This window comes from Algimonas arctica (genome assembly GCF_014652695.1).
Classification (GTDB): Bacteria; Pseudomonadota; Alphaproteobacteria; order Caulobacterales; family Maricaulaceae; genus Litorimonas; species Litorimonas arctica.
This window is the reverse complement of the sequence record NZ_BMZH01000001.1, coordinates 77350-92988: the sequence shown is the minus strand read 5'-3', so window position 1 is coordinate 92988 and position 15639 is coordinate 77350. Positions and strand designations below refer to the sequence as shown.

At 54.1% G+C, this 15639-nt stretch carries 14 protein-coding genes; 3 read left to right on the top strand and 11 right to left on the bottom strand.

The window, feature by feature from the left end; genetic code table 11:
* Positions 1 to 14 precede the first annotated feature (14 nt).
* From eno to arfB, 3 genes are all read right to left on the bottom strand, one after another.
* Complete coding sequence (gene eno, locus IE105_RS00455) at positions 15 to 1292, bottom strand: phosphopyruvate hydratase (protein ID WP_189494240.1); 1278 nt, start codon at positions 1290 to 1292, stop codon at positions 15 to 17.
* Positions 1293 to 1457: 165 nt separating this feature from the next.
* Positions 1458 to 1637, bottom strand: a complete 180-nt coding sequence (rpmF, locus tag IE105_RS00450; RefSeq protein ID WP_189494239.1) for a 50S ribosomal protein L32 — start codon at positions 1635 to 1637, stop codon at positions 1458 to 1460.
* Between the two features lie 252 nt (positions 1638 to 1889).
* Positions 1890 to 2321, bottom strand: coding sequence for an alternative ribosome rescue aminoacyl-tRNA hydrolase ArfB (gene arfB / locus IE105_RS00445; protein WP_189494237.1), 432 nt, complete (start codon positions 2319 to 2321; stop codon positions 1890 to 1892).
* A 74-nt stretch (positions 2322 to 2395) separates the two neighbouring features.
* On the opposite strand from arfB, the gene IE105_RS00440 reads away from it, so the two are divergent.
* Positions 2396 to 5221: a M16 family metallopeptidase gene (locus tag IE105_RS00440; RefSeq protein ID WP_189494235.1), complete on the top strand. Its 2826-nt coding sequence runs from the start codon at positions 2396 to 2398 to the stop codon at positions 5219 to 5221.
* Between the two features lie 52 nt (positions 5222 to 5273).
* On the opposite strand, the gene IE105_RS00435 is transcribed toward IE105_RS00440, so the two are convergent.
* The 8 genes from IE105_RS00435 to IE105_RS00400 all read right to left on the bottom strand — a co-directional run bounded on the left by IE105_RS00435 (position 5274) and on the right by IE105_RS00400 (position 13147).
* Positions 5274 to 6101 (bottom strand): aspartyl/asparaginyl beta-hydroxylase domain-containing protein, encoded by an 828-nt coding sequence (locus IE105_RS00435; RefSeq protein ID WP_189494233.1) that lies wholly within the window; start codon positions 6099 to 6101, stop codon positions 5274 to 5276.
* An 11-nt stretch (positions 6102 to 6112) separates the two neighbouring features.
* Positions 6113 to 7336 carry an SAM-dependent methyltransferase gene (locus IE105_RS00430; protein ID WP_189494231.1) on the bottom strand — a complete coding sequence of 408 codons (1224 nt, stop codon included), beginning with the start codon at positions 7334 to 7336 and terminating at the stop codon, positions 6113 to 6115.
* Positions 7337 to 7389: 53 nt separating this feature from the next.
* Positions 7390 to 8613, bottom strand: a complete 1224-nt coding sequence (locus IE105_RS00425) for a CDP-glycerol glycerophosphotransferase family protein (protein ID WP_189494229.1) — start codon at positions 8611 to 8613, stop codon at positions 7390 to 7392.
* Between the two features lie 61 nt (positions 8614 to 8674).
* Positions 8675 to 9370 (bottom strand): HAD family hydrolase, encoded by a 696-nt coding sequence (locus IE105_RS00420; RefSeq protein ID WP_189494227.1) that lies wholly within the window; start codon positions 9368 to 9370, stop codon positions 8675 to 8677.
* On the bottom strand, positions 9367 to 10734 hold the full coding sequence (locus IE105_RS00415; protein ID WP_189494225.1) for a lipopolysaccharide biosynthesis protein: 1368 nt from the start codon (positions 10732 to 10734) through the stop codon (positions 9367 to 9369). The genes IE105_RS00420 and IE105_RS00415 overlap by 4 nt, the downstream gene beginning before the upstream one ends.
* Entirely contained in the window at positions 10734 to 11474 is a 741-nt protein-coding gene (locus IE105_RS00410) for a nucleotidyltransferase family protein (protein ID WP_189494224.1), read from the bottom strand. Before IE105_RS00410 ends, IE105_RS00415 begins: the two co-directional genes overlap by 1 nt.
* A complete protein-coding gene (locus tag IE105_RS00405; protein WP_189494223.1) occupies positions 11471 to 12610 on the bottom strand; it encodes a hypothetical protein in 1140 nt (379 codons plus the stop codon). Before IE105_RS00405 ends, IE105_RS00410 begins: the two co-directional genes overlap by 4 nt.
* Before the next feature lie 54 nt (positions 12611 to 12664).
* Positions 12665 to 13147 (bottom strand): DUF2141 domain-containing protein, encoded by a 483-nt coding sequence (locus tag IE105_RS00400; RefSeq protein ID WP_189494222.1) that lies wholly within the window; start codon positions 13145 to 13147, stop codon positions 12665 to 12667.
* 147 nt (positions 13148 to 13294) lie between these two features.
* Here IE105_RS00400 and IE105_RS00395 point away from each other — a divergent pair, with 147 nt between their 5' ends.
* Positions 13295 to 14563, top strand: a complete 1269-nt coding sequence (locus tag IE105_RS00395; RefSeq protein WP_267904640.1) for an LptF/LptG family permease — start codon at positions 13295 to 13297, stop codon at positions 14561 to 14563.
* A complete protein-coding gene (locus IE105_RS00390; protein ID WP_189494220.1) occupies positions 14556 to 15635 on the top strand; it encodes an LptF/LptG family permease in 1080 nt (359 codons plus the stop codon). The genes IE105_RS00395 and IE105_RS00390 overlap by 8 nt, the downstream gene beginning before the upstream one ends.
* The last annotated feature ends 4 nt before the right edge of the window (positions 15636 to 15639 follow it).

The window sequence follows — 15639 nt, the reverse complement described above, 5'->3', positions numbered from 1 at the left end:
GTAAAGTGACAGTCTTAGCCCTTCAGAATCGACCGTCCGGCATAGACCGCCATATCGCCCAACTGCTCTTCGATTCGGAGCAGTTGATTATATTTCGCGAGCCGGTCTGACCGTGCAAGGCTGCCCGTTTTGATCTGCCCGCAATTGGTCGCAACGGCCAAATCCGCGATCGTCGTATCCGATGTTTCGCCCGAGCGGTGGCTCATCACAGCCGTGAAGCCTGCACGGTGCGCCATATCCACAGCATCCAGCGTTTCAGAGAGCGTACCGATCTGATTGAATTTGACCAAGATCGAATTGGCCGCCTTCATTTCAATGCCAGTTTTGAGACGCTTCGGATTGGTCACGAACAAATCATCACCGACAAGTTGGACTGTGTCACCGATGCGGCTTTGCAATTCGACCCAGCCATCCCAATCATCCTCGGCCATGCCGTCTTCGATAGAAATAATCGGGTAATCAGCGGCCAGCTGCGCCAGATAATCGACAAACTCTGTTGAGGTAAGGCTCTTGCCCTCCCCTTTCAGCTCATAACGACCGCCTTCGTAAAATTCGGTCGAGGCCACGTCGAGCGCCAGAAAGACATCCTTGCCCGCGGTATAGCCCGCCGCGTCAATCGCCTTCAAAATATAATCAAGCGCATCGCGCGTGCTGGACAGGTTTGGCGCAAAGCCGCCCTCATCACCAACGTTGGTATTATGGCCATCGGCTTTTAACTTTGATTTCAGCGCGTGAAAAATCTCGGCGCCGCAACGCAGGGCTTCAGAGAAGCTCTCCGCGCCGACAGGCATGACCATGAATTCCTGAATATCGATCGGGTTATCGGCATGTTCGCCGCCATTGATGATGTTCATCATCGGCACAGGCAAAACGTGCGCGTTCGCGCCGCCAACATAGCGGTAGAGGGGCACACACTGACTATCAGCGACAGCCTTCGCGAGCGCAAGCGAGACGCCAAGCATGGCGTTAGCCCCGAGACGGCCTTTGTTCTCAGTTCCGTCTAATGTCTTGAGGATTTCATCAATCCCGCGCTGGTTTTCAGCGTCGAGACCGTAAATCGTGTCGGCGATCTCATCATTCACGTTTTGAACGGCTTTTTGGACACCCTTGCCGAGATAGCGCGTCTTGTCGCCGTCGCGAAGCTCAACCGCTTCATGCGCGCCAGTGGAGGCACCGCTCGGCACGGCGGCACGGCCAAAGCCGCCATCTGACAACGTGACATCCACTTCCAGTGTCGGGTTCCCCCGGCTATCTAGAATCTCGCGGGCAAATACTGTCTCGATTTCAATCATGCGCAGCCGATTAGTCCGATAGACGCGGGAGTCAACAGGATCACGTCTATCAATCTGTCATCGCCCCAAACAAGAAAACCCGGCGAGACCGCCGGGTGTTCATTCTTTATCGTCTGAGAGACCGAAGCCTCTATGCCAAAACAACGCGATTAAGCGGTATTTGGTTTACTCTTTAGCCGCCAAAACCTGACGACCGCGATACATGCCGGATTTCAGGTCGATGTGGTGCGGACGGCGAAGTTCGCCGCTGTCTTTATCTTCGACATAGCTCGGCTTGCCGAGTTTATCGTGCGAGCGGCGCATGCCGCGACGCGAATTACTGATCTTACTCTTAGGGACCGCCATGGTCGCCTCCATCGTTATAACGTAAATCGCGGCCTTAAACCTCATCCTGAGATAAGGAAAAGCCGCGGTGATCGGCGCGCCCCATAGCGAGTCGCGCCATGCTCCGCAAGTGTTACCGCCAGCGGAATGAGAATGCCAACTCGCGAATAACAGTATTTAAATAGCCCCCTAAATTCGCGTTCTCATTATCACCGACGTCGCATTACCAGAAATATCGAGCGTGACTTCCTTATCGCCTGCCAACAGGCCAAGCTACCCGTTCCAATCTTTCACGGAACCGCGCAGCGACTTAATTTCCGCGCGACGCTTTTGCGCTTTCACGGCGCGCTTTGTTGAACTGTAGGAGGGGCGGGTGACGCGGCGAGGTTTATCGCGATGAAGGGCTTTGAGAAGTAATCTTGCTAAACGCTCGCGGGCTTCATCCTGATTGCGGTGGAAACTGCGGTGTGTATCGCACTGTATGACAATGGCGCGCTGGCTTTGGCTGATCCGACCGTCTGAATGGGCGAGCACCCGCGCGACGAACCCGTCCGACCAGCCAAACGCATCGATATAGGCGCGGAGCTGTGCCGCCGAATTGGTTTTATTGACCGATTGCCCGCCCGGCCCCGACGCTTTGACAGCATCGACGCTCATCGCCTGCGCGGGAACATATAGTCCGTTTCGAATGTGCAAATCATCCATCGGTTCTGACTAGCATTTCAGAATGGTCAGGACTATAGCAGAGCAAGTTTATCGATAAACAACATGGATTGATCATGAAAAAGCGCGCTCTCCTTTTTGCTTCCGTTATCGCCCTGGCGGCTTGTGAGACGACCTCCGTGCCCAATCTAAAGGCCGCTGATGCGTCATCGTCTCTGCCGCAATTAGAATTCGAAAAGTTCACCCTCGATAATGGTCTCGACGTCATCTTGCATGTTGATAGATCCGATCCGATTGTCGCCATCAATCTCGCCGCTCATGTGGGCTCTGCCCGCGAAGAAGCCGGCAAGACAGGGTTTGCGCATTTGTTCGAACACTTGCTGTTCCTCGATTCTGAGAACCTTGGCTATGGGGGCCTCGACGTCATGAACACCCGCATCGGCGGTGAAGGGACGAATGGCTTTACCACCAATGATATGACGCAATATTTCCAAGCCGTCCCCGCGGACGCGCTTGAAAAAGTGATTTGGGCTGAAGCCGATAAGCTTGGTTGGTTCATCAACACGGTTAATCAAAATGTGATCGACCGCGAGAAACAAGTCGTCAAAAACGAAAAGCGCCAGCGCGTCGACAATGAAGCCTACGGACATAATTTCTACATTATTGGCAAAGCGCTCTACCCCGTCGGCCATCCTTACAACCACACGGTCATCGGATCGCTCGAGGATCTCGACAATGCGACCTTGCAGGACACGAAAGACTTCTTCGCCAAATGGTACACGCCACAAAATGTGACCGTGACAATTACTGGCGACTTCGATCCGGCGGAAGCCCGCACACTCGTAGAGCGCTATTTCGGTGAAATTCCGGCGGGCGACGTCCAACCCGAGCGTGTTATCGCACCGGTCACGCTCACAGAAAGTAAGATGTTCGTGCATGAGGACAGCTTCGCCAAAGTGCCGCAGCTCAGCATGGTCTGGCCCGCTGTCGCAGAATATCACACGGATTCCTACGCGCTCGAAGTCCTCATGACCTATCTATCGGACGGCAAACGCGCGCCGTTCAACGAAGTGATGATTGATGAAGAACAGCTCACCACCGGTGTCGGGACCTTCACCTATTTCAAAGAACTCGCGGGCGAAGTTTATTTGTTCGTTTCTCCTAAGGCTGGCGAAGATATTGACGATTTGATCCCGGCGATCACCGCGTCTTTTGCCCGATTTGAAGCCAACGGCATCCCCGAAGATGCGCTGGAGCGGATCAAGACGGACGCCGAAGTCTCCGTTTATGATGAAGTCCAGAGCGCGCTCGGCAAAGCCATTGCGCTGGCTGAATATAACCTATTCCGGAACGATCCCGGTTATCTTGATGATGACATTGCCGCACTGCGCGCTGTCACCGCCGCCGACGTCATGGACGTTTACCACCGCTACATCAAAGACAAGCCGTTCATCTCAACCTCTTTCGTCCCAAAAGGCGAACTTGAACTCGGCTTAGACGGCGCAGCGACCGCCACAGTGGTCGAAGAAGTTGTCGTCCAAGGCGCAGAAGCGGACGTACCTTATAATCCAGACGCCCGTATCTATGAACCGACGGCGTCCGCGTTTGACCGCACAGTCGAGCCGGACTTTGGCGCGCCCTACACATTGCCTGTCCCAGCAATCTGGACGGCTGAGGCCGGAAATGGCTTAGAGATTGTAGGCATTCAATCCGTTGAAGTGCCTTTGATTGAGTTTTCGATTGATTTTGACGCGGGTAAAAATCGCGCGACCGCCGCGAAGCCCGGTGTCGCCACGATGATGGGTGACTTATTGATGAAGGGCTCAGGCTCACTCGACACGGCCAGCTTCCAAGAAGCGCTCGGCAATCTCGGTTCAACCATCAATGTTTCCACAAGCAACCGCTTTACGACGGTCCGCGGGAAAACTTTGGCCCGAAACCTCGACGCCACCGTCGCACTCGTCAACGATATGATCAATACGCCCGCGTTTGACGCGACTGAGTTTGAGACATTGCGCGAAAGCTACGCCCAAAGCGCCGTCGCGCAGCAAGCCAACCCGAACTTCTTAGCATCCCAAGCCGAAGCGCGCCTGACTTACCCGGGCGATAGCGCCCTATCCGTCGCCGGCGCAGGCACAGAAGATCAAGTCCGCGCGATCACGCTGGAGGACCTTAAGGCCTTCCATACCAACTATATGGACCTCTCCACGGCGACCTTGAACATTGTCGGCGACTATCAGGAAAGCGATGTGTTGAGCGTATTTGGCACAATCGGTGATCCCGTTGACGGCGAACTCGCCGATAAGCCCCGCCCGGCCATGGCCCCCGTAGATTACACGACAATTTATTTCTACGATGTGCCGGACGCCAAACAGTCAGTCATTCGTATGACCCGCCCGGCGCTCACATCGGTTGACCCGGACTATGCGCGTCTTGATGCGCTCAACTTCCCACTGGGCGGCATCTATACGTCGAAACTGATGACGGAATTGCGCGTCAATAAAGGCTACACTTACGGGATCGGCTCTGGCGCCAACGCTGACAAAGATAGCGGGTCTTTCTTGGTCCGAACATCGGTTCGCACCAATGCGACCAAGGAAAGCCTCGAGCTCATCCGCGACATTGTCGCTGAGCATGGCCGCAACATGACGGAATCGGAACTGGCGGAAATGAAAGAATCGCTGATGCGCGGTCAGGCCCTCAAGACAGAAACACTCGGCGATAAGCTGGGGCTCATCCAAGACATTAGCCGCAATGACCTACCCGCCGATATTCGGGCCCAAGAAATGGCACGGGTTCAGTCGATGACACTCGCCGATGCGAAAGTGCTGTCGGATGCGCATATGCGTCCCGATGCGATGCGGATTGTCGTTGTCGGAGATGCCGCGAGCCAAAAAGCGCGGCTGGCTGATCTTGGCTATACGATTGTCGACTTGAACTAGACGCAATCAATTCCATCAAACTTAAGCCGGACGGTTCTGCCGTCCGGTTTTTTTATGTGTCAGCAGGATCGCTCATAGCTTCAATATTCGCGTCGGCTTGGCGGATGGCCGCTTCCATTTTCTCTTCCGCCGACGCCAAGTTTTTCTTCGGGTCCTGATAGAAGGCCGTAAACTTCATGATTTGAAGAAAGGTCTTGTTGAGCACCCGTCCGGGCAGTTTCATCGGGCGATCGAAATCAAACAACAAGATCACACGCTCTTCGTCAGTCTCATTCCAGACTTCATGTTCATACGTGTCATCGAAGACAAAAATTTCGCCCTCTTTCCAGGCCGTGATCGTGTCATCGACACGGATACGGCATTGCTCGCGGTCCTTCGGAATAATCAAGCCCAAGTGACTTCTCAAAATGCCCTTGGTCACACCCTTATGCGCCGGGATATGATAGCCGGGCGCGAGGATGGAAAACATCGCTGTTTGAATATGCGGCACGCGCGATAAAATATCCGCTGTGACGGGCGTGAGCTGGGTATTCGTCTCCATGCGTTGGCCGAAACCATAGAGGATGTAGGTCTTCCAATTCTTCGCGGTGGAAAGACGGTACTGATCCGGCGACAATTCGTGGAACGCGGGAATATCGTCGCGAAACGCGAGTACGGCTTGCGCCTCCTTGCGAATGGCTTCCCAATTATCCGTAAATTCAGACAGCCACGGGAAATGCGCGTTATCCAGCTTGGGCGTATCAGGCACTTTGGATTGCGCCGACTGGAAGCCTGCAATCTTGCGCACGAGCTTCTTACCAGTCTTCTTGATGAAGGCCCGGCGAGGATTGCTGAGGTTTGCGGGCTTTTCCGCTGGGTCGATTGAGGCTGGGTCAGTCATGGCGCAGGCCTTTATGCCAGTAGATCCGGCCCGTCCATCATGGAGTTCCGTGTCACCGGTACCGCACCGACAGATTTGGCCAATTGAATCTGGAAATTCATATGCTTCCCGTAGAGGAAGCTAAATTCTGAAATGACCAGATAGAACTCCCACATGCGGGCAAAACGCTCATCTTTCATGGTCACGACTGCGTCTCGGTTCGCCTGAAAGCGCCTCTCCCATTCCGCGAGGGTCCACGCATAATGCAGGCGAAGAATTTCCATATCCGTGACCCAAAGCCCCGCCTTTTCGATGGCAGCAAACGTCTCTGACAGAGCTGGACTATACCCCCCAGGGAAGATATATTTTCGAATCCATTTTCCTGTCGCCCCAGGCCCACCTTTACGACCGATAGAATGCACCAAGGCACAACCATCCTCCGTCAACACGTCGCGTATTTTCGTGAAATATTCTTCGAAATTCCCAACCCCCACATGTTCGAACATGCCAACCGAGACAACCCGATCATAGGGCCCTTTACAATCGCGGTAATCCTGCAATCTGATCTCGACCTTATCTTGCAGACCCGCCGCTGCGACGCGTTGGCGCGCTAAAGCAAATTGATCTTGAGAGAGGGTAACACCCACAACATTGACGCCATGGTTTTTAGCCAAATGGATCGCCATTCCGCCCCAGCCACACCCAATATCCAGCACGCGCTGACCGGGTTCCAGTCGGAGCTTCGCCGCAATATGGCGTTTCTTCGCCAACTGCGCCTCTTCTAAGGTAATCTCTTCCAATGGCTTGATGTCGGTCGGCCAATAGGCGCAACTATATTGCAGGTCGGAATCAAGGAAGAGGCGGTAAAGGTCGTTGGAAAGATCATAATGCGCCTCAACATTTTTTATTGAGGCGTTGCGTTTATTCCGCTGCATAGTCTTTCGAAATGTCTTTTGAATCGTCTTGATACCTTTACGGATTGGCCCTTTGCGAAGCCCATCGCGATTATGCGCGAACACCTCTAGCAAGCCGCGAATTCCGCCGTCTTCAATGATCAGAGTTCCGTCCATATAGGCTTCGCCCGCATGGAGTTCCGGGTTGAGAAACAGTTTCCGGTAGAGACGTGGGTCTGTCACACGGACCGTCGCGGAGGGCGCCCCACCAGGACCGAAATCATGTCGGGTGCCGGTATGATCAATAATTGTCAGTCTTCCAACCGAAACGAAACGATGCATTAGCGGGGCAAGTAGTTTCATAGGTGCAGCATAAGCACCCTAGGAACTTCAACAAATCACATTTGTTTCAAGAATTATTGTGCGGCCAGCAATTCAGGCTCGCTCAGCACGTCACGCCGTAACCATTCAGCCACAGCGTCCGCGGCTTTCACGGACGACTTTCCGTCCGTCAAATCGAAGGTATCTTCAAAGGCTAGGTTCTGCGCCGGGAGGTAATCAGCATGCGCATCTGTTGCCCCATGAACCGTTTCGATCAGATCACTCACGTCCGTCAACACGGGTCCGGTTGTCCAATTCAAATAGAGCGGATTACCCTGCCAGTCCGCATCGTGACTATTCAGGAAAATCACCGGCCGACGCTCATGCAAGAACTCATAAATCTGTGACGAGACATCACCGAGATAAATATCGGCGGCGCGCGTGTAAGTCATGTCGACGCTGCGCGGGCTGCCTAGATCAATGTGAATATTGGGCAAATCCAAGAACCGCTTTGGCAGCGGCTTGCGGCGCCGAACACGTTTGAATTCAACGGACGTATGAATCTTGCGCTGATAAATCATGATATGCGGCGCGAAGATTAAGTTCAGATCAGGGTTCGCGGCAAACGCGTCCAAAACCGCCTCACCCATCGTGTACCAACTCGACAGGTGCGGATCGAAATGCGGATTATATAAAACAACCGGATTGTCATTATCGAACAGTTTGGGTTCGCCGCCATGCGCGACAAAATCAAATTTGGGATACCCCGTGACGGCATAGTCCCCGTCCCGGATCAAACCATGTTCTTTATGCCGTTTTTCGAGCTTTTCACCCGGCACCAGAACAAAATCGAAATCACGGATCGAGACTTTTTCTGTCACCGCACGATCCCCCGCGCCGTGATGGGTAAGAATAAATTTCAAATGATCCAACCCAAACTGCGTCTTCATCATCAAAGACGTGCTCTCTGGAACGACAAAAACATCGAACTTCGCCAATGTTTCTAGGTTTTCCTGCAGCACGGAAATGCGGCGCGCGGGGGCCACGGAATTCGCGGCGCGGCGTATACCCCGATCAGATTTCGTCGTGTCTAAATCGATGAAATTCGTGCGAGCCGCGAGGGCGGGGCCCAGCCCGGACAAGACGATGTCTTTTTGCTCCGCTGTCGAAGTCAGAACGCTCACATCGATATCGGCGTGCCGGATCAACATTTCACGCAGCACAGGCGCTGTATGAGCTACCTGATGCGGGACCTCATGATTGTAAAGAAACGCAACCTTCAGCCGCGTACCATCATATTTATGGAGTTTATTTGGCATTTCTATCACTCCTTAATCCCAGCATGGAAACGACTGATAGTCACAAAGGGTTGCAGATCTGTCACGATTTCGTCATCTGGGGGGCAGGCTCAAACCCGCCCTCACTTTTCGCCCAATGTTGGATCGGCAGGCTCAAATTTTGCGCGTCTGCCCGCGTCTTGGCCTTTGGATCAACAACGATCGTTTGGTCCATGATCGGTAGAAGCGCGAAATCCGCTCTACTATCGGTGTAAAATACGGTGGGCCCGGTAAGATTATTCGCGATCAGGTAAGAGGTGACAGCCGCGCGCTTTGCGTCTCCGTAACAATTTTCCGACGCAAACCGATCTTCAAGACGGTCCGCTTTCCACGCCATTTGCGTGCAAACCACCCCATCCACTTTAAGGCGCTCGGCAATGGGACCAACGATCAAATCCACACCCGCTGACGCGATCAAAATATGGTCGCCACGATCGCGATGATAAGCCAGCGCCGCGCGTCCGCCGGGACGCAGACCTGAGCGGATTTCCGCATCAGCAAAAGCGCCAGCCATCTTTTCTAGGTCGGGTCGCGTTCGCCGCATAAGGCTCCACCGCATCATGGACTGCTTGACCGCACCACGAGGCCGACGACCGGCCTTATATTCAATTTGATCTCGGATCGTCTCAAACAGTAACGGCCCCCAAAACCAAGGTCGTGTCCGGACACTTCGCCATACAAAACGGCCCCATGTCCCACGCTGCGTCAACGTGTAATCCAAGTCGAAAACAGCAATCATGAGATCGGATCATCCTCAAAGGCAGACAAGGTTTTCAAGACGAGAACGATGACAACGATCAGCGCGACCGAATAGCCGACGATCCATGCCCAACCTGTGCCTATTTCGCCCAACCACCGGGTCAGAAGAATAAAGCTTGTAATATAAGCCACGATCCCGGCCGCGCGAGCATAGATCGCGCGCTCGGGTTTTCCGACCGCATAAAAGACCGGGTAGAGCGGCGCAACGGCCGCAAAAATAGCGGCCCCTAAAACGAGCAAGACAGCCAAACTCGGGACGAGCTCATATCCGTCCCCCAGAAAATGGTCGACGAGTGGCGGCGCAAAGACATAGGCCAAGGCCGATAAAACAACGCCTGCAGCCAAAGCCACGGCACTGGCTTTACTGACTAAGCGTAGAATTTGTCCGCCCTTCCCGGCCGCAACAATCCGCGCCAGTTCCGGGTAGATGACTTGATCAAGCAGCTTCACACCCTCTGAGAGAAGCTTCGCGATTTCCTCCGCGAATTTGTAAACCGCGACAAATACGGGCCCAAACACAACCATGACCAAGAGAACGGGTAAGTGAGAAAAGCCCGCCGCCAAAGAGCTATCCACATAGGCTTTGGTCGCAAATGACCAAAGGCCAGTCCTTGGGCGCCAGAAATCTATTTTTGCTTTGATGGCGGGCTTAAGGATCCCGCGCCGGGCCAGTTCGGTCAGCCCTAAGCCAACTACGACAAAGTTTCGAACGAGCGCCCCAAAATACCAAACAGCGATAAATCCCATCATACCCCACCCTTGATGGGCCGCGATTAAGACACCGATCAGGCGGACCGTCGGCATAACCAACCAGGCGGCGGCCAATCCGGTAAATTTATCGAACAGGCGCAGGACACCCGTGCTCATGCCCGTTTGCTGGAACAAAACGACCGAGCAATAACTAACAACGAGCCAGAAAAGCTTGGACGGGTCGATCTGTTCATCGCCTGCCCAAAAATCTGGGTAAGCGTTCACAAAAGCAACGAAAACACCAAACATGGCAATCGCCGCGACATAAGATAAACTAACGGCGACGGCATCCAGAATGGCGCCAAATTTGACGAGTCGCGCAAAAGACGCCCCATCATTGGCTTCGACATCATCAGACCCAAATCGAATGATGGATTGCCACGGTTGGAATGTCATCATTTCGGCAAAGAAAATCATATAGGCATGTAGGAAAATTACGGTCCCTAATTCGACCTGACTATCCAGGGCCTGCGCTGTAACGATCAGCGTAATCACGCCCAGAACAGCCCCCACCGCCTTCGCGCCAAACAATAGCCCAGCATTCGAGGCGATTCGGTTTCCAACCGTACGCGTGCATTGAATCGTAAGATCCATCAGTCGCGCGCCGCCAATATCGCTTCGACAAGGGTTAAATCAGATGGCTTGTCGACATCAATGGCGGCTTCCGCGAAGGGCAATAGAACAGGCGCGGCAGACAAGCCCAGCTTTTTCGAGACCGCTTCAAACGCGCCGCCCAGTGTCAGCCGGCCCGACGCATATTTCACACCAAGGCCCAAGCCTACCGTGCGGGCCAATTTCAACGGGTCCTTGCGAAAGTCTTGGGCGACGCGCCAAAAACGGATCGCTTCGAGTGCATTTTCATTGGCGAGGTAAAACAGGTTGCAGCCACTCACCGCATGATCGGCGAACCGCAAATAGGTCCGTTTCGTCGTCGGGTAAGCGGCCTGAATAACCGCCTCAGTAGCCAATCCGGCTGTGAAATCCGCGCCCGAGGCCCGCGACTGAGCGACGAAATTTTCCACCATATCCGATGTCAGCAAGGCATGATCGCACGTCGTGAGCAAGACCGGAAACGCCCCGTCGCTGGCCGCCATTAGCGCGCTATCAGCGGGACCGCATCCCCCCTCAACGATCACAAACCCGGTTTTTGGCTCTGGATAGCCCGACAGCGCAAACGGCGCATCAATTCCGGCGTTACGAAGCGCCGTCGCGACGCGTTCAACCATTGCAATACCGCCGATCGGAATGTCGGCTTTGAACGCCACACCGGCATGATCGCAGAGGGCATCCGGGCCGGGACGCTGTCCGGCCAGAATTATCGCGCGAAGACTCACAGTTCAGCCTCGACCATACGGTATGTTTTATAGGGTTCGGCCCCCACCAATTCGCAAATACTCGTCATGCTGCGATTGCCTTCCAATATCCAAGACAACTCGCATTGGGTAAAACCTTGTGCTTGTCCGGCGTCGAAAGCGTCTGAACAAATCTGAGTCGTCAAGGCAACGCCGCGACGACCTTTGTGAAACTTGCGTTTGAGTCCCATCAACGGCACGCGACCTTTGGTGACTTTTTTTGCTTTGATACGCCAAAGAAGTTGCGCCCAGCCAAAGGGTAGCAATCGGCCATTCAACCCTTTCACGACCTCGTTCAGATCCGGAATCATCCAAATAAACGCAGCGGGTTCACCGTCGACAAACCCAATTTGAAACCCTGTTTTAAACATGATCGGCTTCATCTCTTTGGCCATATGGCTAAATTGTTCTTCAGAGAACGGGACATAACCCCAATTATCCGACCAAGCGTCATTGAATATTTCTCGCGCCATCCGGACATCGCCCATGAAGTCACGCGTATTCATAGACCGCCACGTCAATCCGGAGTCCGTTTCGGCTTTGCCGCGCAAAGCGCTAACCAATCGCCCTGACGGTGCGCCGTCCGTAAGATCCGCGAGATAGGCATAGAGGTCTGTCGATTTCTCAAATCCGTTTCGCGTGATCGCGTCGACTTGGTGCGGATGGCCATAGGGCATCATGACGGCGGGCGGATGTTCAAAACCGTCAACCAACAGGCCGACTTCCTCATTCACACTCCACATCGCCGGACCGCGCAAATGCGTCCGGCCCTGCGAACGCGCCCAGTCTTTCGCCGCGTTCAAGAGACCGTCGGAAAGCGCCGGGTCGTCTTCACAATCAAAATAACCAAAGAAAGCAACAGCCCCTCCATGAACCTGATCATGCGCTGTATTGATAAAGGCGGCGATACGCCCGACCGCTTGCCCGGCGCGGCGCGCCACAAAAAAACGGGCTGTTATTGCGGCGCGTGTTGGGTTTTTAGCGCTGAGTTGGGCTTTGCGCTCAAATCGTAGCGGCGCACGCCACTCAGGCTCACCCGCGTACAGGGTGTAGGGTAGAGCGAGAAAATCGCTATCGGCTTGATCCGATCCGCTGATATCAAATGCGACACGCGCCATGCGAAGGGACCCTTTGGTTACTCAATAAAGGGGCTGCCATGACGGCAGAGCCTGTTACGGGTCAACCAAATTAATGGAAATTTCAACGCCGTCATGCGGGACAGTGAAGCGCGTTTCTTCCCATTTTGGAAGGCGTAGCGATTCAATCACAGGATTGTTAGACAGGCCAAACGGCTCTTTCGGTCTAAAATTCCATTTCTTATCGAGCTTCCGGTCGCCGTCGATGTCGTGATAACCGACAATGGCATATTCGCCTGCGCCCGGCACGTGGATGCAAACCTTCATCGGGCCGGCTTCTGCGGGCACGCGAATGCGGCGTAATTTGCCGGAGCTTTTCATAAAGTCATTTTCGCCGAAAAGCTCTAGTTTGAGAATGCCTTCTTCGTAAACATTATTGATCGTCAAGCGGACTTGATGGTAGCCCAAGATACAACGGTCCGCGGCATCTGTGTCATAAAGCTCGAGACCGCGCTCCACACCGATTTCGGATCGAGGTTCGGCTTCATCATTAGCCAGCGCAGTGGACGTTGCAGCCATGCCGAAACATCCAATCGCAAAGGCCGAAGCCACGCGAATAATTTTTTGGTCGAGTCTGTGCGGGGGAATTGCGTTGATCATGGCTTTTCAATAGGCCCAGTTAAATGAGCACGGCATGAACCATTTCATGTCGTGTGCCGTCCGAATATGGCACGGAATGAGACTTATGAAAGTGTGCATCGCAGGAATCTCTTGGGTCGTCTAAACACATATCTTTTCAAAAGAGCAATGTCTGCGATTGGCGGGTTGATCGTTTTTGCCTGTTGCGTCCTCCTGTTAGAACGCCTGCTACGTATTTTTGAGGTTGTCACGACGTCGACAAAACCTGCATCTGATGCGTCCAATATGATTGTTTCGCTCTTGCCTTATTATCTTGGCATTGCCGTGCCGATGGCCTTGATGCTGGGCACGATCATTACCGTTGACCGCTTTTCGCGCTCCTCTGAATTAACGGCGGCCTTGGGCGCGGGCGTATCCTTGACCCATATGACAAAGCCGTTTCTTGTTGTCGCGGCGATTTTGGCCGTTGGGTCGATCTTGATTGAGGGCTGGTTACAGCCGCTCGGGCGGTATCGGTATCGGACGGTTGAGAATTCCGTCAAACAGACGTCCTTTACGGCCGCCTTGCGCGAAGGCACGTTCACGACCGTTGGGTCTCGAACTTATTTTGGCGGCACGGCCAAGCCTAACGCCGGAATCGGGCCCATTTTTATCTATGACGCGATCCTTGATACCGAGGGGGTCGAGACCGGGTTTCGCCTAACAACAGCCAATGAAGGCGAATTAATTATCCGTGAGAAAAGCGGCGCGCCGGTCCTGCAACTCGGCGCCGGTCAAGGCTATCAAGTCACGGACAATTCGCGCCTATCAGACAATGGCAGCTTTGACGGAATTTCGATTGCGGGTGTATCAAACCCGACCCCATTTCGGATTCGCGGCAATGATGAGCGCGAACTCACTTCGACCGAGCTGTTTGAAAACCGCCGCGGCGATCAACGGACAGAAATTGATCGCAATACGAATAACGCGACCTTGCACCGCCGTATCGCGCGCACGATGCTGCTCTTCCTAATCCCCTTCATCGCAGTGCCCTTTGGTCTGAACTATGGGCGAAATCCGTCTTCTGCGGGCATATTTGTCGGCGTGGTTTTCGTGGTTTCCTTCGAGAAAGCGCTCGAATTTGCGCAATCGCTTGGCGCGTCCGGGAAATTGCCGCCATGGGTCGGAATATGGGGGTTAATGACCTTCCTCACCATCTTTGCCGCCTTTGTGTTCTGGAAGAGTGCCTTTAAAATGGGCCAACCTCCGCTGACATCGTTCGCGCAGTGGGTCAGTCACGCGCAGGGGCAAGTTCGAACCTTTATCCAAAAAACACGTCGTCGTTTACGCGGCGAGACAGAGGTCCCGCGTGCTTAAATTCGCAGTCTATCTCTCCAAGGCCTTTCTCTTCACCTGGTTGATGGTTGTGTTCGGATTCCTCGTGCTTATCGGTTTGCTCGATAGTCTGGCCAACGGCGCAGACATTGTCGCGAGCGGCGAAGGATTTAAAGGTACATTCAAATATATGGCGCTACGTGCGCCCGTCATCTTTGACCGTATTTTTGTTTTCACTCTCGTCGTTGCGATCTTACTGACCTATGTGAAATTGATCCGACAGCATGAGCTCGTCGCCCTGCTCGGCTTCGGGATTAGCGCGACGCGGCAAGTGCTCCTTCTGACCCCTGTCGTGCTCGGCGCGTCTATCCTGTCGATTACCTTTATTGATTATACGATGGCCCCTGCCGTGCGCGCTCTGCAGGCGTGGGGAATTGGTGAGTATAAAATAAAGAACATCACCCGCGATAACCCGCTTTGGCTCGAGGACAATGGGGCCATCATTCGCGCGACAGAACGCGTCTCCTACGAAACACTCGGCGAAATTCAGATTTTTGAACGAAACGAACTCGGAGAAGTCGACTCGATTATTTGGGCGGATAAAGGCACTTACGCTGGGGATGGATGGACGCTGCAGGGCGTTCGCCGTCTCGAAGTGAAAGGCTCAAACGGCGAACCGCGCGAAGCCACGCGAATCAACGGCAATGCAACGTGGACGACCTCGCAGACCCCAACATCCATTGCTCGCCTCGCAGCTGAGCCCCGTGATTTATCGCTTTCGGAAATGCGGGACTTCATGAAACCCGGCAATAGCGGGGCCAAACCGGCCTTCGCCTACGCCTTCTGGCACGCGCACCGTCTCACTCGCCCCCTCGCCGCTCTTATTCTGCTCATGGCCTGTGCCGCGATGATGCAGCGCACAGGGCGGGAGGACACAGGTGATAAAACCCTTGTTTTAGGCATTACGCTTGGCTTCGTGTTTCTGATTATTGACGGGGCTATGGCCACATTTGCAGCATCGGGCGGCCTTTCTGTCGGTCCGGCCATCGCGATGCCATTGCTCGCCTTCGGGCTGCTTTCAGCATTTCTTCTCACGCGCACTGAGGCGCTATAGCCGC